The organism is Micromonospora sp. CPCC 205739 (assembly GCF_036906795.1).
GTDB lineage: Bacteria > Actinomycetota > Actinomycetes > Mycobacteriales > Micromonosporaceae > Micromonospora.
In genome coordinates this window covers 241,187-261,297 of the sequence record NZ_JBAKHS010000009.1, presented here as the reverse complement: position 1 = coordinate 261,297, position 20,111 = coordinate 241,187, and the positions used below count along the sequence as shown (strand labels likewise).

Below are 20,111 nucleotides of genomic sequence, written 5' to 3'. Positions count from 1 at the left end.
TGCCGCCGCCGTCGTGCGCCCGGTGATCCGGGGGTACGCCTCAGCCGGCGACCGGCTCGGTCTCCTTCTCGCCCTGGGTCTGCTCGGGCTTGACCGAGCGGAGCAGCACGCTGGCCACGTCGATGACCTCGACCTGCTCGCCGGCGCCCTTGCCGTTCACCCCGTCGTTGAGCATCGTCGAGCAGAACGGGCAGCCGACGGCGACGGTCTTCGCCCCGGTGGACATGGCCTCCTCGACCCGGTCCACGTTGATCCGCTTGCCGATCTTCTCCTCCATCCACATCCGGGCGCCGCCGGCGCCGCAGCAGAAGGAGCGCTCGCTGTTGCGCGGCATCTCGGTGAGCTCGCCCTGGATGGCGTCGCCGAGCACCTCGCGCGGGGCGGCGAAGACCCGGTTGTGCCGGCCCAGGTAGCAGGGGTCGTGGTAGGTGACCCCGCCGTCCACCGGCTGCACCGGGGTCAGCTTGCCGGTGGAGACCAGGTGCGCCAGCAGCTGCGTGTGGTGCACGACCTCGAACTCGCCACCGAGCTGGCCGTACTCGTTGCCCAGGGTGTTGAAGCAGTGCGGGCAGGTGGCCACGATCTTGCGCTTGGCCTTCTCCCGGCCCTCGAACGCCTCGTTCAGGGTCTCGACGTTCTGCTGGGCGAGCATCTGGAAGACGAACTCGTTGCCGATCCGGCGGGCCGGGTCGCCGGAGCAGGTCTCGCCCTCGCCGAGGATGGCGAAGGAGACGCCGGCCTCGTTGAGCAGCGTGGCGACCGCCCGGGTGGTCTTCTTGGCCCGGTCCTCGAACGCGCCGGCGCAGCCGACCCAGAACAGGTACTCGAAGTCCTCGACCTCGCCGACCCGCGGCACCTCGAAGTCGAGGCCCTTGGTCCAGTCCTCGCGGGTGTTCTGCGGGGCGCCCCACGGGTTGCCCTTGTTCTCCAGGTTGCGGAGCATGACGCCGGCCTCGGACGGGAAGCTCGACTCGATCAGCACCTGGTAGCGGCGCATGTCGACGATGTGGTCGACGTGCTCGATGTCGACCGGGCACTGCTCGACGCAGGCGCCGCAGGTGGTGCAGGACCAGAGCACGTCGGGGTCGATGACCCCGCCCTCCTCGGCGGTGCCGATCAGCGGCTTGTCCGCCTCGGCCAGCGCCAGCACGTCCATGTGGGCGAGCTGCGCGGCGGTGGCCTTCTCCTCGCCGGTGAGGTCCTTGCCGCCGCCGGCCAGCAGGTACGGCGCCTTCGCGTACGCGTGGTCGCGCAGGCTCAGGATCAGCAGCTTCGGCGACAGCGGCTTGCCGGTGTTCCAGGCCGGGCACTGCGACTGGCAGCGGCCGCACTCGGTGCAGGTGCTGAAGTCCAGCAGGCCCTTCCAGCTGAACTGCTCGACCTGGGCGACACCGAACTGGTCCTTCTCCGGGTCGGCCTCCTCGAAGTCGAGCGGCTTGCCGTTGCTCGTCATCGGGCGCAGCGCGCCGAGGCCGGAGCCGGCGGGCTTGGCCGGCTCGCGCTTGAAGAAGATGTTGGGGAACGCCAGGAAGCGGTGCCAGGCGACACCCATGGTCACGTTGAGCGAGATGACGATCAGCCAGGTCATCGAGATAGCGATCTTGATGAGCGCGGCGACGCTGGCCCCGTCCTGCCAGTCGGGCAGCACCGCCCCGACGGCGTGGCTGACCGGGGTGGCCCAGAGCGGGTACTCGAAGTGGTCGGTGGCGACCTTGAAGCCCCGGATCACGAACCCGAAGATCAGGACCAGCAGCACGATCCACTCGACGAAGTAGCCCTGCCACATCGTCGAGCCGGTGAACCGGGACCGACCGCCCGGCCGGGTGGGCCGGTTGCGCAGCCGGATCGCCATCAGCACCAGGATGCCGACCAGGCCCAGCACGCCGATGACCTCGGTGGCCAGGCCGAAGACCGTCCAGCGCCCGATGATCGGCAGCCCGCCGGTCGGGGTGACCACCTCGAAGTACGCCTCGAGCACCAGCAGCGACAGCACGATGAAGCCGACCATCACGAACCAGTGCGCGGCGCCCACCACGCCCCACTTGAGCATGCGGGTGTGGCCGGCGGTCTCCACCAGCATGGTCCTGGTGCGGGCGACCTTGTCGGTGAACCGCTCCGGCGCCGGTTGTCCGAGCCGGATGACTGCCAACATCTTCATGACCGCGCGCACCGCAAGCCACACCGCCACGGCGGTGATGGCGGCCGCGAGGATCGTGGTGACGATCTGGACGCTGCCCATCGAGTTGGCCTCCCGGTCTGCTGCCTGTCGAGCGGCTCGGCGACCGGGGGCCGGTGTCAGGGCGTAGCCGGCGTCTCGCCGCTGCCGCACCCTCGACCGGACCGGTCGATGACCTCGCTCCGCTCGGTCATGCAGTGCAGCCTACGCGCAAGGTTACCCAGCAGTAACGTGAGTCTTGTCGCACCCGGCCACGCCGCCCTGCGCACACCATAGGGTGCCCGGCGCCGAAGCGCCGGGCAGGGTTCCGCGAAGGTGACGTGGTCGTCCCGGGCCGACGCCGGAGGCGCCGGGCGGGCTCAGCGCCAGCGGGAGAGCAGGATCAGCGAGCCGACCATCGCGCCGAAGCCGACCGCGAGGTTCCAGTAGCCCCAGGAGGCGACCGGGAACTCCTGCTCGGAGAGGTAGTAGACGACCAGCCAGCCGATGCCACCCACGATCAGCGCGACCGCCGTGGCCGGCAGCCACACCGGGCTAGGCTTGCGCGTCGCCGCCGTCGTCGTCGGACGTACGTCCGTCGGCGGGGTGTACACCTTCTTCTTGCGGACCTGAGACTTGGGCACGACGCTCTCCAGAGGGGGTGACGACCTCGTCCGGCCTGACAACCGGGCGCGGGGGCGACGGTCCATGGCCAATAATGTTCGACAGCTAGCGTAGTCCCGACGGCCCGTCCAAGCCACGAATGGGGTCAGGCCGGTGCGCGGAGTGACCGGAAAGAGGGAAACCGCCCCGGGGCATCCGCGCACGTCGCCGTCGTGGCGGGCATCAACCAGACGAGGCGGAAGGAACGCTCGGTGGAGTACACATCCGGCGCGGCGTCCTGGCAGAAGGCGATGCGGCGCGCGGTCGCCGCTCTCTTGCCACGGCGTCCACGGCAGCGGCGACCAGGCTGGTCGATCGGGGTGCCGCTGATCGCCGCCGCGGCCGGGCTGCTCTTCACCACGACCGCCACCACCGCAGGCGGCACCGCCCTGCGGGAGGACCGGCGGCCCGAGCTGACCCAGCTGATCTCCGACCGGCGCGAGCAGGTGGCGGCCAGCGAGCTGCGGGCGGCCCGGCTGCGCGCCGAGGTCGAGAGCCGGACCGCCACCCTGGCCGACACGGACGGTCCCGTGAAGGAGCAGCGCGACCGGGCCGAGCGCAGCCTGGAGGCGGCCGGGTTCACCGCGCTCTCCGGGCCGGGCGTGACCGTCGAGCTCGACGACGCGCCCCGGCGCAACGACCAGACCCTGCCCAAGGGCGCGACCAACGACGACCTCGTCGTCCACCAGGGCGACGTGCAGGCGGTGGTGAACGCGCTCTGGGCCGGGGGCGCGGAGGCCATGTCAATCATGAACGTGCGCGTACTGTCCACCAGCGCGGTACGCTGCGTGGGTAACACCCTGCTGCTGCACGGCCGGGTGTACTCCCCACCGTTCAAGATCGTAGCAATCGGCGATCCCGCTGCCCTCCAGCAGGCCCTCGCCGGCTCTCAGGGAGTCGGGTTGTTCAAGCAGGCGGCCGAGCACTATCAGCTGGGCTACAAGGAGACGGTCTCCGCCGTGACCGTGCCTGCCTTCGAGGACTCCACCGCCCTGCGATCGGCGACGGTGCCCCGATGAGTTCCGACGGCAGGGATCCGCGTCACCGCGACCGGAGCGACGACCCGACCGCGGTCATCCCCAAGGTCGACGGCTCGGCCCCGCCGGCCCGTCGCAACGCCTGGCCCGACCCGGTGCTGCCGCCGCGCTCCTCCGCGAACCGGCCCCCGGCCCACCCCGGGCCGCCGCCGGGCGCAGCCCTCCGACCGGCCCCCGCCGACCCGACCCGGGACCGCACGAACGCCGACCGAGGGCAGGGCCGCCCGCCCGTCGACCCGGCACCCGACCGCACCCCGGCCGACCCGTACTCCGGTGGCCCACCGGCCCGCCCCGCCGACGGCCCGAGCCGCCCCGCGCCGCCCGCCTGGCCCGGCAACGCCCAGGTCCGCCCGGCCGCCCCCGCTCCGCAGCCACAGTCGGCCCCGGCTGCCGCCCAACCGGCGCCGACCGCCCACCGGTCGCCCGCCGGACCGGAGCGCCAGGCCGCCGCCCAGCCGGCTTCGACCGGTCACCGCGCGCCCGCCGGACCGGAGCGCCCGGCCGCGTTCGGCCCCGCCCCGGCAGCCGCCGCCGACCACCAGCCCCGATCCGGGGTACGGCCGCAGCCCGCCACCGAGGCGCCGACCGCCTTCCTGCCGATCATCGCCGCCCGAGCCACGGACCGTCCGGCCACTGCGCCGGAGGCCCGACCCACCGGCCGGCCCGCCGCCGACGATCGCGCCGCCGGACACCCGTACCCGTCCTCGGGTGGCGGGGCCCGTCCCGGCGTACCCGTGCCGGAGGCCGGTTCGGGCGGGCCCGGACTGCCCCGCGCGGCCGCTTTCGATGGTGGACCGGCCCGTGCGGCCGCTCCCGACGCCCGCCCGACCAGCGGCGGCCCCGGCGGCCCGACCGCGCACCTGCCCGGCGCCCGCCCGGCCGGCGACGGGCTGGACCGGCCGGCGGACCCGGCGGCCACGGCCTTCATCCCGGCGGTGGCCGGACGGCCCGCGCCCACCCGGCCGCCGGCACTCGACTCCACGGCGCTGATGGGCGCGGTGCCCCCCGTGCCCGAGCGGGACGCCACGCCGGCGGACGCCCCCGCCGAGCCGCCGCAGCCCCGGCGCGGCGAGCGGGTGGTCCAGCTCCGCCCGCACCAGACCGACGAGGGCTACAAGAGCGTCTACTCCGAGCTGACCCGGCCGTCCCTGGCGTCCCGGATGCGCACCGGCATCCGCGCCGCCGGCGAGGTGCTGATCACCTTCGGCCTGGTCGTGCTTCTCTTCGCCGGGTACGAGATCTGGGGCAAGTCGGCCATCGTCGACGCCCACCAGGGCGACCTCAGCAGCCAGTTGGCGCAGGAGTGGGGCCCGAGCGGCGATCCCACCGTCGCGCCGTCCGCCGGGCCGACCGCGAAGCCCAAGCCCCCGGTGCAGGGCAAGCCGATCGCGGGCCTCTACATCCCGAAGCTCGACAAGAACTGGGTCGTGGTCGAGGGCGTCACCCAGAAGGACATCCGGTACGCGCCGGGCCACTACCCGAAGAGCGCCATGCCCGGCGAGGTGGGGAACTTTTCCGTCGCCGGCCACCGCAACCGGGCCACCTTCTGGAGCCTGGACGAACTCGACGACGGCGACACGATCGTCGTTGAGACCAAGACCAACTGGTACGTCTACAAGGTCATCAAGAGCCGGATCGTCCGGCCCGACCAGGTCGAGGTGGTCGCGCCGGCCCCGATCAAGCTGGCGCCGGGAGAGAAGCCGAAGAAGCTGCTCACCCTGACCACCTGCAACCCGAAGTTCGACAACTATGAGCGCCTGATCATCCACGCCGAGCTGGACGCCCGGGCCAGCATGCCCAAGTCCGAGGGCCGCCCGGCGGCGCTGGGAGGCTGACGACGATGTACGCCTGGATCTGGCGCAAGCTGCCCTTCGGCGTGGCCGGCAAGATCACCGGTTCGCTGCTGCTCGCCGCCGCGACCGTCGCCCTGCTCTGGTACGTGGTCTTCCCCTGGGCCGAACCCCTGGTGACCCCCTTCGACGACGTGCAGGTCACCCAGGACACGGACGTGCCGGGCAACCCCGGTGCGCCCGGCGTCGAGCAGGACGCCCCGGCCGGCGACGAGCACGAGCTGCCGTACGACACCGAGCAGAACAACACCCCGCCCCCCTCCCCGGACGAGTGAGCCCATGCGTGTCCTGGTCATCGACAACTACGACTCGTTCGTCTTCAACCTGGTGCAGTACCTCGGTCAGCTCGGCGTCGACTGCGAGGTCCGCCGCAACGACGAGGTCGACGTCGCCGAGGTGGGCCGGCTCGACCCGGCGGGCGTGCTGCTCTCGCCCGGACCGGGCAGCCCGGACCGCGCCGGCATCTGCCTCGACGTGATCAAGGAGTACGCCGGCAAGCTGCCCATCTTCGGCGTCTGCCTCGGTCACCAGGCCATCGGCGAGGCGTTCGGCGCCACCGTGACCCGGGCTCCCGAACTGCTGCACGGCAAGACCTCGGAGGTACGCCACCACTCGGTGGGCGTGCTGGCCGGGCTGCCGGACCCGTTCACCGCCACCCGGTACCACTCGCTCGCCGTGCTTCCCGAGACGCTCCCCGACGAGCTGGAGGTCACCGGCTGGACCGGCTCCGGCGTCGTGATGGCCATGCGCCACCGGACGCTGCCGATCGAGGGCGTCCAGTTCCACCCGGAGTCGGTGCTGACCGAGGGCGGTCACCTGATGCTGGCGAACTGGCTGGCGGCCTGCGGCCACCCGGAGGCGCTGGAGCGCGCCCCGGAGCTGGCGGCCGAGGTGGACGCGCGGCGGCGGGCCGCGTTCGCCAACACCTGAGCGCCACCCAAGACAGCAGGAAGGCCCGGTCCGCACGCGGACCGGGCCTGCTGCGTCGTTACCGGAAGCGGCTCACTGGTCGGAGTCGCGGGCCGAGGGTGCGTTGGGGAACAGACCGCCGCCGGTGCCCGGGGTCGGCGTCCCGGTGCCCGGGGTCGGGGTGGTCGGGGTCGGCTCCTGCGTGGGCTCGGGGACGCTGACCACGATGGTCACCGTGCTGCCCCGAGTCTTCTTGGCCTCGCCCTTGGGATCCTGGCTGAGGACCTTGCCCGCTTCGTCCGCCGGCACCTCGCGGCCAAGATCAACGTCGACCTTGAAGCCGGCGTTTTGCAAGGTTCGGGTCGCCTCCGCCTGACTGAGACCCACCACGTTCGGCACCTGCCGGACGTTGCCCCTGGAGACCGTCAACGTCACCTCAGTGCCCTCCGGCACCTGCTGCCCTTCAGGTGGCGAGACCGAGAGGACGATGTCCTCACTCTCGTCGCTGTCCTTCTCGACAATCTTGACCCTGAACTTCTCGTCCTTCAGCCTGGACTCCGCGCTCGCGCGCTTGCTTCCCTCGAGGCCGGTGGGAACCTTCACCTCCGGCTTCCCGCCACAGATGTTGACAGTCACCTGGCGGTTCTCCTCCAGGCTGCCGCCGGGAGGCGGGTTTTGGCCGGCCACCGTACCCACCTTGCAGGTGCTGTCGAATTGTTGCTCACCTAGCACGGGCACCAGGCCGGCGTTGCGGATCTCGGCGAAGGCGGTGGCCTCGTCCTTGCCCGCGAGGTTCGGCACCTGGACCTTCTCCGGGCCGCCGTTGTTGAGCAGCAGCGCGGCCACCAGGGCGATCACCGCCAGCACCCCGACCGCGGCGAACGCGGCGATCACCCAGGCCGAACTCTTGCGCCGGCCCGGGTCGCCGACCCGCGCCGGGACCTGCTGCCGGGTCTGCGCGCCGGCGACCTGCGTCGGATACCCGCCGGCCGCCGGAGCCAGGTGCGCCGTCTCGTCCTGCGGCATGACCGGGGTGGCCAGCACCGGGCGGCCGGCGGCGGCCCGGAGCAGGTCCGCCCGCATCTCGCCGGCGCTCTGGTAGCGGTTGAGCGGGTTCTTCGACAGCGCCTTGAGCACGATCGCGTCGACCGCCGGGTTGACGTCCGGGTTGATGTCGCTCGGCGTCGGCGGGGCCTCCCGTACGTGCTGGTAGGCCACGCTCACCGGGCTGTCCCCGACGAACGGCGGATGCCCGCAGAGCAGCTCGAAGAGCACGCATCCGCCGGCGTAGACGTCGGAGCGGGCGTCCACGGCCTCGCCGCGCGCCTGCTCCGGGGAGAGGTACTGCGCGGTGCCGATGACCGCGCTGGTCTGGGTCATGGTGGTGGCGCCGCTGGCCAGGGCCCGGGCGATACCGAAGTCCATCACCTTGACCTGGCCGGTCTGGGTGAGCATCACGTTGCCGGGCTTGATGTCCCGGTGGATGATCCCGTGCCGGTGGCTGAACTCCAACGCGGCGCACATGTCGGCGCAGATCTCCAGCGCCCGGCGCGGCTGGAGGCGCCCCTCGACCCCGAGGACCTCCTTCAGCGTCCGGCCGTTGACGAACTCCATGACGATGAACGGGAGCGTCTCGCCGGTCGGCGCGGTCTCCTCGCCGGTGTCGTAGACGGCGACGATCGCCGGGTGGTTCAGCGAGGCGGCGTTCTGCGCCTCGCGGCGGAACCGCATCTGGAAGGTGGCGTCCCGGGCGAGGTCGGTACGGAGCATCTTGATCGCGACGTCCCGGCCCAGCCGGAGGTCACGACCACGGTGGACCTCCGCCATGCCGCCGTAGCCGAGCAGCTCGCCGACCTGGTACCTGCCACCGAGCAGGCGGGCCTGCGCTGTCATCGCGTTCGTCGTCCTTCGCTCGTCGTCGTCTCGCCGCCACCCGGTCGGAGCCGTTCCACCCGACGGTACGACGTATGGGCCAGATCGTCGCGTCCGTACGCGCTCACCGCGCCGGACGTCACGCTCCGTGGGCCGGATGCGCCGGGATCACCGGTCAGCGCGCCCTGCCGCGCCCTGTAGGAAATCACGCCGGAGCAGACCAGGACCAGTACGGCCAGCAGGATGGCCACGGTCACCATCCCTGACCTGGAACGACGCGGTGGAACAGAAGCCGGGACCGGCTGCCGGGCGTACCCGACGGGGCGGTCGGACCGGGTCGGAGCCGACGACACGACCCCGCGAGGCGGCACCGGCTGCGCGACCGGCGGCCGGGACTGCGGCACGGCCGGGGTCGGCGGGCGCTGCGCCGCGACGGGAGGCTGCGGCTGCCGCGCGGCGACCGGCGGGCGGGCCTGGCCGGTGGCCGGCGGGCGGTGCTGCTGGGCCGACGCGACCGGCCGGTGCTGCTGGCGGGCGGCCGGCACCTGGGCCCGGGCCACCGGAGCGGCCGGGGAGGCCGGCGCCGCCGAGACCGGGCCGGCGTGCCCACCGGCCCGCGCCTGCTGGGACAGGGCGAGCTTCGCCTGGCGGGCCACCGAGGCCAGCGCGGCGGCGCTGGGCCAGCGGGCGGCGGGGTCCTTCGCCAGGGCCCGCTCCACGATCGCCTTGACCTGCGGCGGGATGTCACCAGGCAGCGGTCGGGGCGTCTCCCGGACGTGCTTCATCGCGATCTCGAGCGGGTTGTCCCCGTCGAACGGGCGCCGGCCGGCGAGGCACTGGTACGCGACCACGCCGAGGGCGTACACGTCGGAGGCGGGGGTGGCGACCGCGCCGGTGGCCTGCTCCGGGGAGATGTACGAGGCGGTGCCGAGCACCGAGCCGGCGGCCGTGAGCTGGCCGACCAGGTCGGAGCGGGCGATGCCGAAGTCGGTCAGCACCAGCGTCCCGTTCGGCCGCACCAGCAGGTTGCCCGGCTTCACGTCCCGGTGCACGATGCCCTTCTCGTGGGCGGCGTGCAGCGCGTCGGCCGCCTGGGCGACCAGCGCCATCGTCCGGGCCGGGGTGAGCCGGCCGACCCGGCCGAGCGTCGCCGACAGCGCGTCGCCCTCGACGTACTCCATGATCAGGAAGGCGATCTGCTGGTCGTTGCCGAAGTCGTAGACGTCGACCACGCCGGGGTGGTTGATGGTCGCCATGGTCCGCGCCTCGCCCCGGAACCGCTCGGCGAAACCGGGATCGTCCAGCAGTGCGGGCAACAGGCTCTTCACCGCCACCGTACGGCCCAGCACCTGGTCGGTGCCGCGCCACACGTCGCCCATGCCGCCGCTGGCGATCCGCTCGTCGAGGCGGTAGCGGTTGCCGAGCTGCACGCCGGGGTGGAGCATGTCAGCGGCCCCCGGAGTCGGCGATCGCCGCCTGCATGATCCGGCCGGCGATCCGGGCCGCCTCGGCGCTGCCGCCGCTGCCCGCCTCCTCCAGCACCACGCAGACCGCGGAGATCGGGGTGCCGTTCTTGTCGAGGGCGAAACCGATGAACCAGCCGTGGTCGGGCGTCTGCGGCCCGGACTGGGCGGTACCGGTCTTGCCGCCGACGGTGTAGCCGCTGATCTGCGCCTTGGTGCCGCTGCCGTTCTGCACGACGGCGACCATCATCTCCCGCAGGTCGGCGGCGACCGTGCCGTCGACCGGCTGGCGCAGCGGGCGGGGCTTCGCGGTGTAGTAGCTGGTGGTGCGGTCCGGGGCGAGCAGCTGCCGGACCAGGTACGGCCGCATCTGGCTGCCGCCGTTGGCGACCGCGCCGGCGATCAGCGCGCCCTGCAACGGGGTCATCTTGACGTCGCGCTGCCCGATCGAGGACTGGGCCAGCGCGGCCGGGTCGGTGCCGCCGCCGGGGGCCTCCATCGCGCCGGTGCGGCTCGGCGCGACGCCGAGGCCGTCCTCACCGAGCTGGCCGACGGTGAGGTCGTCCTGCTCGAAGCCGAACTGGCGGGCCTTCTCCTTGACGGTGTCCGCGCCGAGCTTCACGCCGAGCTGGGCGAAGCCCGTGTTGCAGGACTCCCGGACCGCCTCGATCAGGCTGACCTGCGCCTCCGGGCAGATGAACTGGGCGGCGTTGCGGATCGGGGCGCCCGAGGTGGGCGGGGTCCAGCTGGCCCCGGCGGGGATCTGGGTGTTCTTGCCGACCCCGTTCTCCAGGGCCGCGGCGGCGACCACGATCTTGAAGGTGGAGCCCGGCGGCAGCACCTCGGCGAGCGCGCGGTTCTTCAGCGGGCCGTCCGGGTCCTGCTCCAGCCGGTTGTACGCGGCGGAGGCCTCGTTCGTGTCGTGGTCGGCCAGCGGGTTCGGGTCGAAGCTGGGCATCGAGACGAGCGCCTGCACCGCCCCGGTACGCGGGTCGATGGCGATCGCCGCGCCCTTCTTCACCCCGTTGTTGTTGTTGCGCAACTGCTCGTACGCGGTGTCCTGCGCCCGCTTGGAGATGGTGAGCAGCACGTTGCCGCCACCGGTCTCGTCGCCGGTGAACATGTCCTTGATCCGGTTGGCGATCAGCGCGTCGCTCGTGCCAGCCAGGAACTCGTTCTCCGCCCGCTCGATGCCGGTGTCCGCCAGGTTGACCGGCTTGTAGCCGAGCACGTGCGCGTACTTCGCCCCGCCGGGGTAGGTGCGCAGGTACTTCAGCTTGCCACTGGTCTCCTTGCTGGTGGCGAAGGCGGTGCCGCCGGCCTCGATGTTGCCGCGCCGGCGCTCGTACTCGGCCACCTGGACCCGGCCGTTGTAGTCGCTGTTGCGGTACTCGTCGGCCTTGTAGGCCTGGATCCAGTTGAGGTTCGCGAAGAGCAGACCGAACAGGATCATGACAACGACGCCGACGCGGCGCAGGGGTGCGTTCACGGGCGGATCACCTCCGTGGGAGCACCGTGCAGCTGCTCCGGCGCGCCGCCGCCGGGTCGGGCCGCCGACCCGGAGCCCTGGTTCACCGGGCGGCGGGCCGCGTCGGAGATTCGCAGCAGCACCGCGATGAGCAGCCAGTTGGCCATCAGCGACGAGCCACCGGCGGAGAGGAACGGCGTGGTCTGACCGGTCAGCGGGATGAGCTTGCTGATCCCGCCGACGATCACGAAGACCTGGAGCCCGAGGGTGAAGGCCAGACCGCCGGCGACCAGTTTGCCGAACGAGTCCCGCACGGCGAGCCCGGCCCGCAGGCCCCGCTCGACGATCAGCAGGTAGGTCACCAGCAGCGCGGTGAGCCCGAACAGGCCGATCTCCTCACCGATACCGGCGAAGATGAAGTCGTTCTGCACCTCGGGGATCTCCAGCGGCTCGCCCGCGCCCGGGCCGGTGCCGAAGAGCCCGCCACTGCCCAGGCCGAGCAGACCCTGCACCAGCTGGTAGCCCCGGTCGTACGGCTCGGCGAACGGGTCCAGCCAGATCTCGGCCCGGGTGTAGAAGTTGGCGAACGGCCCGCCGACGGTGCCACCCAGGACGTACGCGAGGTAGGCGCCGCCGAAGAAGAGCACCAGACCGATCAGCAGCCAGCTGACCCGTTCGGTGGCGATGTAGAGCGTCACCACGAACATGCCGAAATAGAGCAGCGAGGTGCCGAGGTCCTTCTCGAAGACCAGGACCAGGAGGCTGATCAGCCACACCACGACCACCGGGCCGAGGTCCCGGCCGCGGGGGAAGTCGATGCCGAGGATCCGGCGGCTGGCCAGCGAGAGCACCTCGCGCTTGCGGACCAGGTAGTACGCGAAGAAGGCGAGCAGCGCGAGTTTGGCGAACTCACCCGGCTGGATCTGCCCCAGCCCAGGCACGATGATCCAGAGCTTGGCTCCGTTGATCTCGGAGAACCGGCTGGGCAGCACCGCCGGGATCATCACCAGCACGATGCCGGCCAGGCCCAGGGTGTACGCGTACCGGGAGACCGAGCGGTGGTCGCGCATCAGGGCGAGCAGCCCCGCGGCGAGCACCACCGAGGCGAGCGTCCAGGCGAGCTGGCGACCGCCGGTGCCGGCGAAGACGGCCAGCGTCTCCCGCTCCGCCGGGGCCGCCTTGCCCAGGTCGAGCCGGCGCAGGAAGCCGACCCCGATCCCGTTGAGCAGGGCGACCGCCGGCAGCAGGGCCGGGTCGGCGAACGGCGCCAGCCAGCGGATGACCAGGTGCATGCCGAGGAAGACCGCGCCCAGCACCGCCGCCGGCATCCAGAAGTCCGCGGTGACGGTGTCGAGCATGTTCGCCTCGACGATCGCCGCGTACGCCGCCACCAGCACCATGGCCAGCAGCAGCAGAGAGAGCTCCGCGTTGCGCCGGGACCGGGCCAGGCGTACGCCGGGCTGCTCGCCCGTCGTGACGGGCGAGGCTGCCGGTGCTGCCGCTGCGGTCAAGGATCGGTCCTCGGGCTCTCAGCCGACATTCACTCGGTCGACCGGCAGCCCGCCGGGTCCACGACCGGCGGAACCGGGTCGGAGGCCGGGGCGTCGGGCGTGGTGGTCGGCGTGGGAGTGACGGTGCCGGCCGGGCCGCCGCTGGCGGCCGGGGTGGGCGCGGCCGGGCTGCGGGTCGCCGCGACCTTGGAGGCGCTCGGCGTCACGGTCGGGCTCGGCGGGCAGACCGGCTTCAGGTTGGGGTTGGCCGGGTCCTCGCTGGTGAGCTCGGCCAGTCGGCGGACCGCGTCGGGCCTGCTCTTGGCCTGGATGCCCTGCTTGACCTGCTCCTGGGCGGCGAGGGTGAGATCGTCCAGCTTGGCCTGGCTCTCCGAGTGCACGCTGGACAGGTTCAGCCCGGCGACCTGGCCGGGGACCCCGCGGAAGACCGCGAGCTGCCCCTGCTCGGTCGCGCCGACGTAGTACTGCCGCTGCGTGTAGCTCCAGCCGGCGAAGAGACCGCCGCCCAGGATCACCAGCAGCGCCGTCAGCATCGCCATGGTGCGCAGCGGCCGGCGGCGGGCCCGCTCGGGCTCGTCGTCCCGGTTGGCGGCCGGATCCTCCGGCACCGGGGGACGCGGCGCGGAGAGCGCCGAGGCGCGGGCCGCCGGGGTGGAGACGTCGGCGGAGGTGGCCATGCCCCGGTCCCGGGCCGCGGCGCCGCCGACGATCGGGCTCGCCTCGACGATGTCCTGGTCGGTGGCGTCCGCGATGATCACGGTGATGTTGTCCGGGCCGCCGCCGCGCAGCGCGAGCTGCACCAGCCGCTCGACGCACTGCTGCGGATCGGTGTACTCCCGCATGGTGTCGGCGATGGTGTCCGCGCTGACCACTCCGGAGAGCCCGTCGCTGCAGATCAGGTAGCGGTCACCGGGCAGCACCTGACGGACGCTGTACTCCGGGTCGATGTCGCGGCCGTCGAGGGCCCGGGTGAGCAGCGAGCGCTGGGGGTGGCTGCTCGCCTCCTCCGCGCTGATCCGGCCCTCGTCCACGAGCATCTGGACGTAGGTGTCGTCCTTGGTGATCTGCGCGAACTCACCGTTGCGCAGGAGATAGGCCCGCGAGTCACCGATGTGGACCATGCCGAGCTTGCTGCCGGAGAAGAGGGTCGCGGTGAGCGTGGTGCCCATCCCCTCCAGCTGCGGATTGGCGTCCACGGTGTCGCGGAGCTGCTGGTTGGCGGTGCCGACGGCCGAGCGCAGCGCATCGACGAGAGCGTCCCCTGGGACGTCCTCGTCGAGCGGTGCCATGGCACCGATGACGATGTTGCTGGCGACGTCACCGGCGGCCATGCCGCCCATGCCGTCGGCGACGGCGAGAAGCCGCGGCCCGGCGTAGACGGAATCCTGGTTTCCGTCTCGGATCAGACCGCGGTCGCTGTGGGCCGCATAGCGCAGGGTCAGAGTCATGGCCGTAATTCGAGAGAAGTGCGGCCGATCCGGATCGGCACGCCGAGGGGGACGGGGGTTGGTCCGGTGACCTTAGCGCGATCCAGGTAGGTGCCGTTAGTCGAGCCCAGGTCCTCCACGAACCACTGCCCTTCGCGTGGCACGAGCCGGGCGTGCCGCGCGGAGGCGTAGTCGTCGGTGATGACGAGGGTGGAGTCCTCGGCCCGCCCGATGGTGATCTGCGCTTCGCCGAGGGTGATCCGGGTGCCGGCGAGCTGGCCGGCGGTGACCACCAGCTGGTGCGCGGCCCTGCCCCGCTTCACCTTCGCCGGTTTCGCCGCCTGCCCGGTGGAGGCGCCCACCGCGCGCGGCGCGGCCACCAGCCGGCCCGACCGGGCTCCTGCGAAGAGGTCACGGCGGATCACGCCGACCACCGTGAACACGAAGATCCACAGCAGGATGAGGAACCCGAACCGGGCGACGGTGATGACGAGCTCCGGCAAGGCGCGTCAGCCGTCCACGCGGAAGGTCAGGGTGGTGGTGCCCAGCTGGATCATGTCGCCCGGGTTGAGGGCGACCGCGGAGACGCGCTGGCCGTTGACCATCGTGCCGTTGGTCGACCCGAGATCGGTCAGCACGACCTGGCCGCCGTCGAAATCCAGCCGGGCGTGTCGCCGGGAGATGCCGACGTCGGGCAGACGCAGGTTGGCCTGGTCGCCGCGACCGATCACCGTCGACCCCATCTGGAGCGGGTAGGTACGGCCGTCGCCGGAGACCAGCCGGACGTTGCGCGCCCCACCGCCGCCGTGTCCCGGCGGCGGGCCGTAGCCGCCGCCCTGGTCGTACGCCGGGTACGCCGGCGGGCCGGCGTCGTAGCCACCGGGCGAGGAGACCGGGGCGACCTCGCCACCGGTGTAGACCTCGGCCGTGACCCGGAACATGCCGGTGTCCAGCCCCTCGCCGCGTTCGATCTCGACGATCACGTCGCCGTAGACCGTCCACGCCTGCTCGCCGATGAACTCCGCCTGCGACTGGGCCAGTTCCTGGGCCAGCGCGGCGGCGTACGGCGCCAGCCGACTGTGGTCGTACGGCGAGAGATCGATCACGTAGCGGTTGGGCACCAACGTGCGCCCACCAGCCAGGATGGCCTTGTGCGCCTCGGCCTCCCGCTGCATGGCGTTGAGGATCTCCACGGGGTGGACCACCCCTTTGAAGACCTTGGCGAAGGCCCCCTCGACCAGGCCTTCCAGACGCTTCTCGAAGCGTTGCAGCACGCTCACCGGCTCCTCCTCGGGTCCCGAGGACATGATGGTATCCGGCCGGGGCGCATGCAGCTCGCGCGCCGCTCGGCGGCCTCGTGGCGGGCCGTTCGGAAGGGGCCCTCCGGGCGTGCTAATGTTTCGTCCGCCGAGAACGGTGACCGCTCCACGGAGCGTAGCCGGTCGACGCGATGACGCAGGACACGTAGGATGTCCGGGCCCGCTGGCGACAGGGGGATCGGCACCGGCTACAGTGTTCGAGGTCAAGCCACGGGGAAGTGGCGGAATGGCAGACGCGCACGGTTCAGGTCCGTGTGTCCGAAAGGACGTGGGGGTTCAACTCCCCCCTTCCCCACCAGATGGTCGAGGGCTCCGCAGGTCTGCGGAGCCCTCGACTCGTATCGGGGCGTGCCGTACGTCACGCTATGCTCCGGTGGTTTCCGAGCCTCCTACTGATCAGGAGTGGCGTGTGAGTGTCGCGTTGGTGACCGGATCGGGCGGTCTGATCGGGTCCGAGGCGGTCCGGCACTTCGCCGGCCTCGGCCTGGACGTGGTCGGCATCGACAACGACATGCGGCAGGAGTTCTTCGGCGCCGAGGCGTCGACCGCGTGGAACGTCCGGCGGCTCGCCGACGAGCTGGGTTCGGCGTACTCGCACCACAACATCGACATCCGCGATCGGGACGCGCTGGCGCAGCTCTTCGCCCGCTACGGCCGCGACGTCGCCGTGGTGATCCACACCGCCGCGCAGCCCTCGCACGACTGGGCGGTCCGCGACCCGTTCACCGACTTCGACGTCAACGCCGGCGGCACCCTCAACGTGCTGCAGAACGTGCGCGAGCACTGCATCGAGGCGCCGGTGATCCACTGCTCGACCAACAAGGTCTACGGCGACCGGCCGAACAGCCTGCCACTGGTGGAGCAGGAGACCCGGTGGGAGATCGAGCCGGGCCACCCGTACGAGCAGGGCATCCGCGAGGACATGTCGATCGACGCCTGCCTGCACTCGGTCTTCGGCGCCTCCAAGGTCGCCGCCGACGTGATGGTGCAGGAGTACGGCCGCTACTTCGGCATGCGGACCGCCTGCTTCCGGGGCGGCACGCTGACCGGCCCGGCGCACTCCGCGACCGAGCTGCACGGCTTCCTCGGGTACGTGATGCGGGCGAACATGGAGCGCCGCACGTACAAGATCTTTGGCTACCAGGGCAAGCAGGTCCGGGACGCCATCCACAGCTCGGACGTGGTCTCCGCGTTCGAGGCGTTCTTCCGCAACCCGCGCTCGGCGGCCGTCTACAACCTGGGCGGCGGCCGGCACTCGAACACCTCCAACCGGGAGGCGTTCGCGCTGGCCGAGCAGATCACCGGCCAGGAGATGGTCACCGAGTACGTCGAGGCGAACCGGATCGGCGACCACAAGTGGTGGATCGGCTCGAACGAAGCCTTCCAGGCCGACTACCCGGAGTGGAAGCAGGTCTACGACGTGCCGATGATCATGCGGGAGATCTACGAGGCCAACGTCGACAAGTGGGTGCCGCAGGCATGACCGGACAGAGCAAGCGCAACGTCCTCGGCGTCCTGGTCGACGCGACCGACTACGCCTCGGCGACCGAGCAGGTGGTGGCCGCGGCGCGTGATCGCCGGCCGATGGCGCTGACCGCGTTGGCCGTGCACGGGGTGATGACCGGCGTGCTCGACCGGGCGCACAACGCCCGGCTGAACTCCTTCGACCTGGTCACCCCGGACGGCCAGCCGGTGCGCTGGGCGCTCAACCTGCTGCACGACGCGAACCTGTCGGACCGGGTCTACGGCCCGACGCTGACGCTGCACGTGCTGCACCGCTTCGCCGAGGAGGGGCTGCCGGTCTACCTGTACGGCTCCACTGAGGAGACCCTGGCCCGGCTGATCCCGGCGCTGGAGCGGATGTTCCCCGCGCTGAAGATCGCCGGGGTGGAGCCGTCGAAGTTCCGCGAGGTCCAGCCGGGCGAGGACGTCCAGATCGCCGACCGGATCCGGGCCAGTGGTGCCCGGCTGGTCCTGGTCGGCCTGGGCTGCCCGCGCCAGGAGGTCTTCACGTACGCCATGCGGCCGCTGCTGGACATGCCGCTGATGGCGGTCGGCGCGGCCTTCGACTACCACGCCGGCCTGCTCAAGCAGCCGCCCGCGTGGATGCAGCGGGCCGGGCTGGAGTGGTTCTGGCGGCTCGGCCTGGAGCCGAAGCGGCTCTGGCGCCGGTACGTCATCCTCAACCCCGCGTACCTGGCCCGCCTCGCCGGTCAGAAGACCGGCCTGTGGAAGGCGCGGCCACCGGCACCGGCCACCGAGCGTCCCGCCACCTTCGCGGTCTGACCCCGCACGGCCGCCATCCGACGGCGGTCGCACAGCCGGTGGGCCGGCAGGACACGGTGCGGGGCCCCTTCCGGTGGGAAGGAGCCCCGCGGTGGGTGTGCGTCAGAGGGTCAGGGTCCAGGTGTTGAGGTAGCCGGTGTCGCCGGAGTAGACGTCCCGGACCTGGAGTCGCCAGGTGCCGTTCGCCGCCTCGGACGAGAGGTTCGCGGTGTAGGTCGCGTTGACGTTGTCGGCGCCGTCGAAGTAGCTGCTGTTCTTCAGCCGGTACGCGGAGCCGTCCGGGGCGACCAGGTCGATGACCAGGTCACCGCGGTAGGTGTGCACGATGTTCACCGCGACGGTCGATGCCGACGAGGCGTTGCGGGCACACCCGGAGATCACGATCGAGCTGGACACCGTGGCGCCGGTGTCCGGGATCGCGACGTCCGTGCCGTTGCTGCCGGAGCAGCCACCGCCACCCGAGCCGGTGACCGTCAGCGAGTACGTCGCCGTACGGGTGCCCGACGCGGCGGTGCCCGTGACGGTGACGGTGTACGTGCCGGGCGGAGTGCTCGCCGAGGTGGCGATGGTGAGCGTCGACGAGCCGCCCGAGGTGACCGTGGACGGGTTGAACGACGCGGTCGCACCGGCCGGCAGGCCGCTGGCGGAGAGGCTGACCGACTGCGCGGAGCCGTTGGTGGTGGCGGTGGCCACGGTGGCGGTCACCGAACCGCCGGGCGCGGTGGAGCCGGAGGTCGGCGACACCGAGACCGAGAAGTCGTTGGTGGGCGGCGGGGTGGTGCCGTTGGCCACGTGGAGCAGCCGGTTCGGGGTGCCGGTGCCCACGTTGGTCACCACGTTCGGGGTGGCCTCGTTGACGAGGTTGTCCCGTACCTGCTGCGGGCTCCAGGCCGGGTTGGCCGAGAGGACGAGTGCCGCGGCCCCGGCGACGTGCGGCGACGCCATCGAGGTGCCGCTGATGGTGTTCGTCGCGCTGGTGCCGGTGTACCAGGCGGAGGTGATGTTGACGCCCGGGGCGAGGATGTCGACGCAGGTGCCGAAGTTGGAGAAGCTCGCGGCGGCGTCGTTGTTCTGGGTGGCACCGACGGTGATCGCCGAGCCGACCCGGGCCGGGGAGTAGTTGCAGGCGTTCTGCCGGTTGCCGAAGATGTCGCCGTTGCCGGCGGCGACCGCGTAGGTGATGCCGGAGTTGATGGAGTTGGTGACCGCCGTGTCGATCGAGCTGTTGGCGGAGCCACCGAGGCTCATGTTCGCCACCGCCGGCTTCACCGCGTTCGCGGTCACCCAGTCGATGCCCGCCACGACCTGGGCGTTGGTGCCGCTGCCCTGGCAGTTCAGCACCCGGACGCCGACGATCTGGGCGCCCTTGGCCACCCCGTACGAGGAGCCGCCGACGGTGCCCGCGACGTGCGTGCCGTGCCCGTTGCAGTCGTCGGCGGAGCCGCCGTCCACCGCGTCGAAGCCGGAGACCGCCCGGCCACCGAAGTCGTTGTGCCCGAACAGCACCCCGGTGTCGATGATGTAGGCGCGCACGTTCGAGGCCGTGTTCGGGTAGGTGTACGAACTGTTCAACGGCAGGTTGCGCTGGTCGATCCGGTCCAGGCCCCAGGAGGGCGGGTTGGCCTGGGTGCCGGAGATGGTGACCGTGTGGTTCTGTTCGACGTACGCCACTGCGGGGTCGGCGGCGATCCGGGCCGCCGCCGTCGCGCTGACCTTGATCTCGAAGCCGCGCAGCGCGGCGGTGTAGGTGCGGGCGACCTGGCCGCCGTGCCTTCCGACCAGCCGCCGGGCGTTGTCACCCACCTGGCTGCGGCCGACGGCGCTGTCCTTGAGGACCACGATGTAGCTGTCCGGTACGGCGGTCGCCCCGCCCGCTTCCCGGATCACCCCGACGGGCTCGGCGGCCATGGCGGGTGCGGCGGTCGCCACCATCGCGAGCGTGGCCACCCCCACGAGTACGGACCGGTGTGAAAGACCCATCTCCCTACCTCCCTCCGACCGGCAGCCGACCGTCCACCCGCCAACAAGGTTGATCGATGGTTGCCGATCCAGTTGAGGGTAGATCGACAGGGCACTGAAGTTAAACATGTCGAAGCGTCCATAACTCCAGCGAGATGCCCCTACGGGTGAGGTAGGGGAGGAACCGGGGGC

At 71.8% G+C, this 20,111-nt stretch carries 16 protein-coding genes and 1 tRNA gene; 7 read left to right on the top strand and 10 right to left on the bottom strand.

Annotated features, from left to right (window positions below):
• Positions 1-40: 40 nt before the first annotated feature.
• Both V6U88_RS16415 and V6U88_RS16410 read right to left on the bottom strand, forming a co-directional pair.
• Positions 41-2,239 (bottom strand): (Fe-S)-binding protein, encoded by a 2,199-nt coding sequence (locus tag V6U88_RS16415; protein ID WP_334453922.1) that lies wholly within the window; start codon positions 2,237-2,239, stop codon positions 41-43.
• A gap of 296 nt (positions 2,240-2,535) precedes the next feature.
• Positions 2,536-2,799, bottom strand: a complete 264-nt coding sequence (locus tag V6U88_RS16410) for a cell division protein CrgA (RefSeq protein ID WP_334453921.1) — start codon at positions 2,797-2,799, stop codon at positions 2,536-2,538.
• 231 nt (positions 2,800-3,030) lie between these two features.
• Here V6U88_RS16410 and V6U88_RS16405 point away from each other — a divergent pair, with 231 nt between their 5' ends.
• Genes V6U88_RS16405 through V6U88_RS16390 form a run of 4 tightly spaced genes read left to right on the top strand, consistent with a single transcriptional unit; the run spans position 3,031 to position 6,635 of the window.
• The gene (locus tag V6U88_RS16405; protein WP_334453919.1) at positions 3,031-3,837 is read left to right on the top strand and encodes a DUF881 domain-containing protein; all 807 of its coding nucleotides are present in this window, start codon (positions 3,031-3,033) and stop codon (positions 3,835-3,837) included.
• Positions 3,834-5,690, top strand: a complete 1,857-nt coding sequence (locus tag V6U88_RS16400; protein ID WP_334453917.1) for a class E sortase — start codon at positions 3,834-3,836, stop codon at positions 5,688-5,690. The genes V6U88_RS16405 and V6U88_RS16400 overlap by 4 nt, the downstream gene beginning before the upstream one ends.
• Before the next feature lie 5 nt (positions 5,691-5,695).
• Positions 5,696-5,980 (top strand): hypothetical protein, encoded by a 285-nt coding sequence (locus tag V6U88_RS16395; protein ID WP_334453916.1) that lies wholly within the window; start codon positions 5,696-5,698, stop codon positions 5,978-5,980.
• A gap of 4 nt (positions 5,981-5,984) precedes the next feature.
• Positions 5,985-6,635, top strand: a complete 651-nt coding sequence (locus tag V6U88_RS16390; RefSeq protein ID WP_334453915.1) for an aminodeoxychorismate/anthranilate synthase component II — start codon at positions 5,985-5,987, stop codon at positions 6,633-6,635.
• 72 nt (positions 6,636-6,707) lie between these two features.
• Here V6U88_RS16390 and pknB read toward each other — a convergent pair whose 3' ends face one another.
• Genes pknB through V6U88_RS16355 form a run of 7 tightly spaced genes read right to left on the bottom strand, consistent with a single transcriptional unit; the run spans position 6,708 to position 15,662 of the window.
• Positions 6,708-8,507 carry a Stk1 family PASTA domain-containing Ser/Thr kinase gene (pknB, locus tag V6U88_RS16385; protein WP_334453913.1) on the bottom strand — a complete coding sequence of 600 codons (1,800 nt, stop codon included), beginning with the start codon at positions 8,505-8,507 and terminating at the stop codon, positions 6,708-6,710.
• Entirely contained in the window at positions 8,504-9,931 is a 1,428-nt protein-coding gene (locus tag V6U88_RS16380; protein ID WP_334453912.1) for a protein kinase domain-containing protein, read from the bottom strand. Before V6U88_RS16380 ends, pknB begins: the two co-directional genes overlap by 4 nt.
• Before the next feature lies 1 nt (position 9,932).
• Positions 9,933-11,438, bottom strand: coding sequence for a peptidoglycan D,D-transpeptidase FtsI family protein (locus V6U88_RS16375; RefSeq protein ID WP_334453910.1), 1,506 nt, complete (start codon positions 11,436-11,438; stop codon positions 9,933-9,935).
• A complete protein-coding gene (locus V6U88_RS16370) occupies positions 11,435-12,928 on the bottom strand; it encodes an FtsW/RodA/SpoVE family cell cycle protein (RefSeq protein WP_442934637.1) in 1,494 nt (497 codons plus the stop codon). The genes V6U88_RS16375 and V6U88_RS16370 overlap by 4 nt, the downstream gene beginning before the upstream one ends.
• Positions 12,929-12,957: 29 nt before the next feature.
• The gene (locus V6U88_RS16365) at positions 12,958-14,376 is read right to left on the bottom strand and encodes a PP2C family serine/threonine-protein phosphatase (RefSeq protein ID WP_334453909.1); all 1,419 of its coding nucleotides are present in this window, start codon (positions 14,374-14,376) and stop codon (positions 12,958-12,960) included.
• Positions 14,373-14,858 (bottom strand): FHA domain-containing protein FhaB/FipA, encoded by a 486-nt coding sequence (locus V6U88_RS16360; protein ID WP_088959602.1) that lies wholly within the window; start codon positions 14,856-14,858, stop codon positions 14,373-14,375. The genes V6U88_RS16365 and V6U88_RS16360 overlap by 4 nt, the downstream gene beginning before the upstream one ends.
• A 6-nt stretch (positions 14,859-14,864) precedes the next feature.
• A complete protein-coding gene (locus V6U88_RS16355) occupies positions 14,865-15,662 on the bottom strand; it encodes a DUF3662 and FHA domain-containing protein (RefSeq protein ID WP_334453905.1) in 798 nt (265 codons plus the stop codon).
• 224 nt (positions 15,663-15,886) lie between these two features.
• Between V6U88_RS16355 and V6U88_RS16350 the strand changes: the two genes are divergently transcribed.
• The 3 genes from V6U88_RS16350 to V6U88_RS16340 all read left to right on the top strand — a co-directional run bounded on the left by V6U88_RS16350 (position 15,887) and on the right by V6U88_RS16340 (position 17,960).
• Positions 15,887-15,972: transfer RNA gene (locus V6U88_RS16350), tRNA-Leu, on the top strand.
• Positions 15,973-16,083: 111 nt separating this feature from the next.
• Complete coding sequence (locus V6U88_RS16345; protein WP_334453904.1) at positions 16,084-17,157, top strand: NAD-dependent epimerase/dehydratase family protein; 1,074 nt, start codon at positions 16,084-16,086, stop codon at positions 17,155-17,157.
• Complete coding sequence (locus V6U88_RS16340) at positions 17,154-17,960, top strand: WecB/TagA/CpsF family glycosyltransferase (RefSeq protein WP_334453902.1); 807 nt, start codon at positions 17,154-17,156, stop codon at positions 17,958-17,960. Before V6U88_RS16345 ends, V6U88_RS16340 begins: the two co-directional genes overlap by 4 nt.
• 102 nt (positions 17,961-18,062) lie before the next feature.
• On the opposite strand, the gene V6U88_RS16335 is transcribed toward V6U88_RS16340, so the two are convergent.
• A complete protein-coding gene (locus tag V6U88_RS16335; protein WP_334453900.1) occupies positions 18,063-19,940 on the bottom strand; it encodes a S8 family peptidase in 1,878 nt (625 codons plus the stop codon).
• Positions 19,941-20,111: the final 171 nt, after the last annotated feature.

Bases quoted from the DNA above. Each gene is read 5' to 3' on its own strand.
- V6U88_RS16415 (WP_334453922.1), bottom strand. From the start codon at position 2,239: ATGGGCAGCGTCCAGATCGTCACCACGATCCTCGCGGCCGCCATCACC.
- V6U88_RS16400 (WP_334453917.1), top strand. From the start codon at position 3,834: ATGAGTTCCGACGGCAGGGATCCGCGTCACCGCGACCGGAGCGACGAC.
- V6U88_RS16395 (WP_334453916.1), top strand. From the start codon at position 5,696: ATGTACGCCTGGATCTGGCGCAAGCTGCCCTTCGGCGTGGCCGGCAAG.
- V6U88_RS16390 (WP_334453915.1), top strand. From the start codon at position 5,985: ATGCGTGTCCTGGTCATCGACAACTACGACTCGTTCGTCTTCAACCTG.
- pknB (WP_334453913.1), bottom strand. From the start codon at position 8,507: ATGACAGCGCAGGCCCGCCTGCTCGGTGGCAGGTACCAGGTCGGCGAG.
- V6U88_RS16380 (WP_334453912.1), bottom strand. From the start codon at position 9,931: ATGCTCCACCCCGGCGTGCAGCTCGGCAACCGCTACCGCCTCGACGAG.
- V6U88_RS16365 (WP_334453909.1), bottom strand. From the start codon at position 14,376: ATGACTCTGACCCTGCGCTATGCGGCCCACAGCGACCGCGGTCTGATC.
- V6U88_RS16355 (WP_334453905.1), bottom strand. From the start codon at position 15,662: ATGTCCTCGGGACCCGAGGAGGAGCCGGTGAGCGTGCTGCAACGCTTC.
- V6U88_RS16340 (WP_334453902.1), top strand. From the start codon at position 17,154: ATGACCGGACAGAGCAAGCGCAACGTCCTCGGCGTCCTGGTCGACGCG.
- V6U88_RS16335 (WP_334453900.1), bottom strand. From the start codon at position 19,940: ATGGGTCTTTCACACCGGTCCGTACTCGTGGGGGTGGCCACGCTCGCG.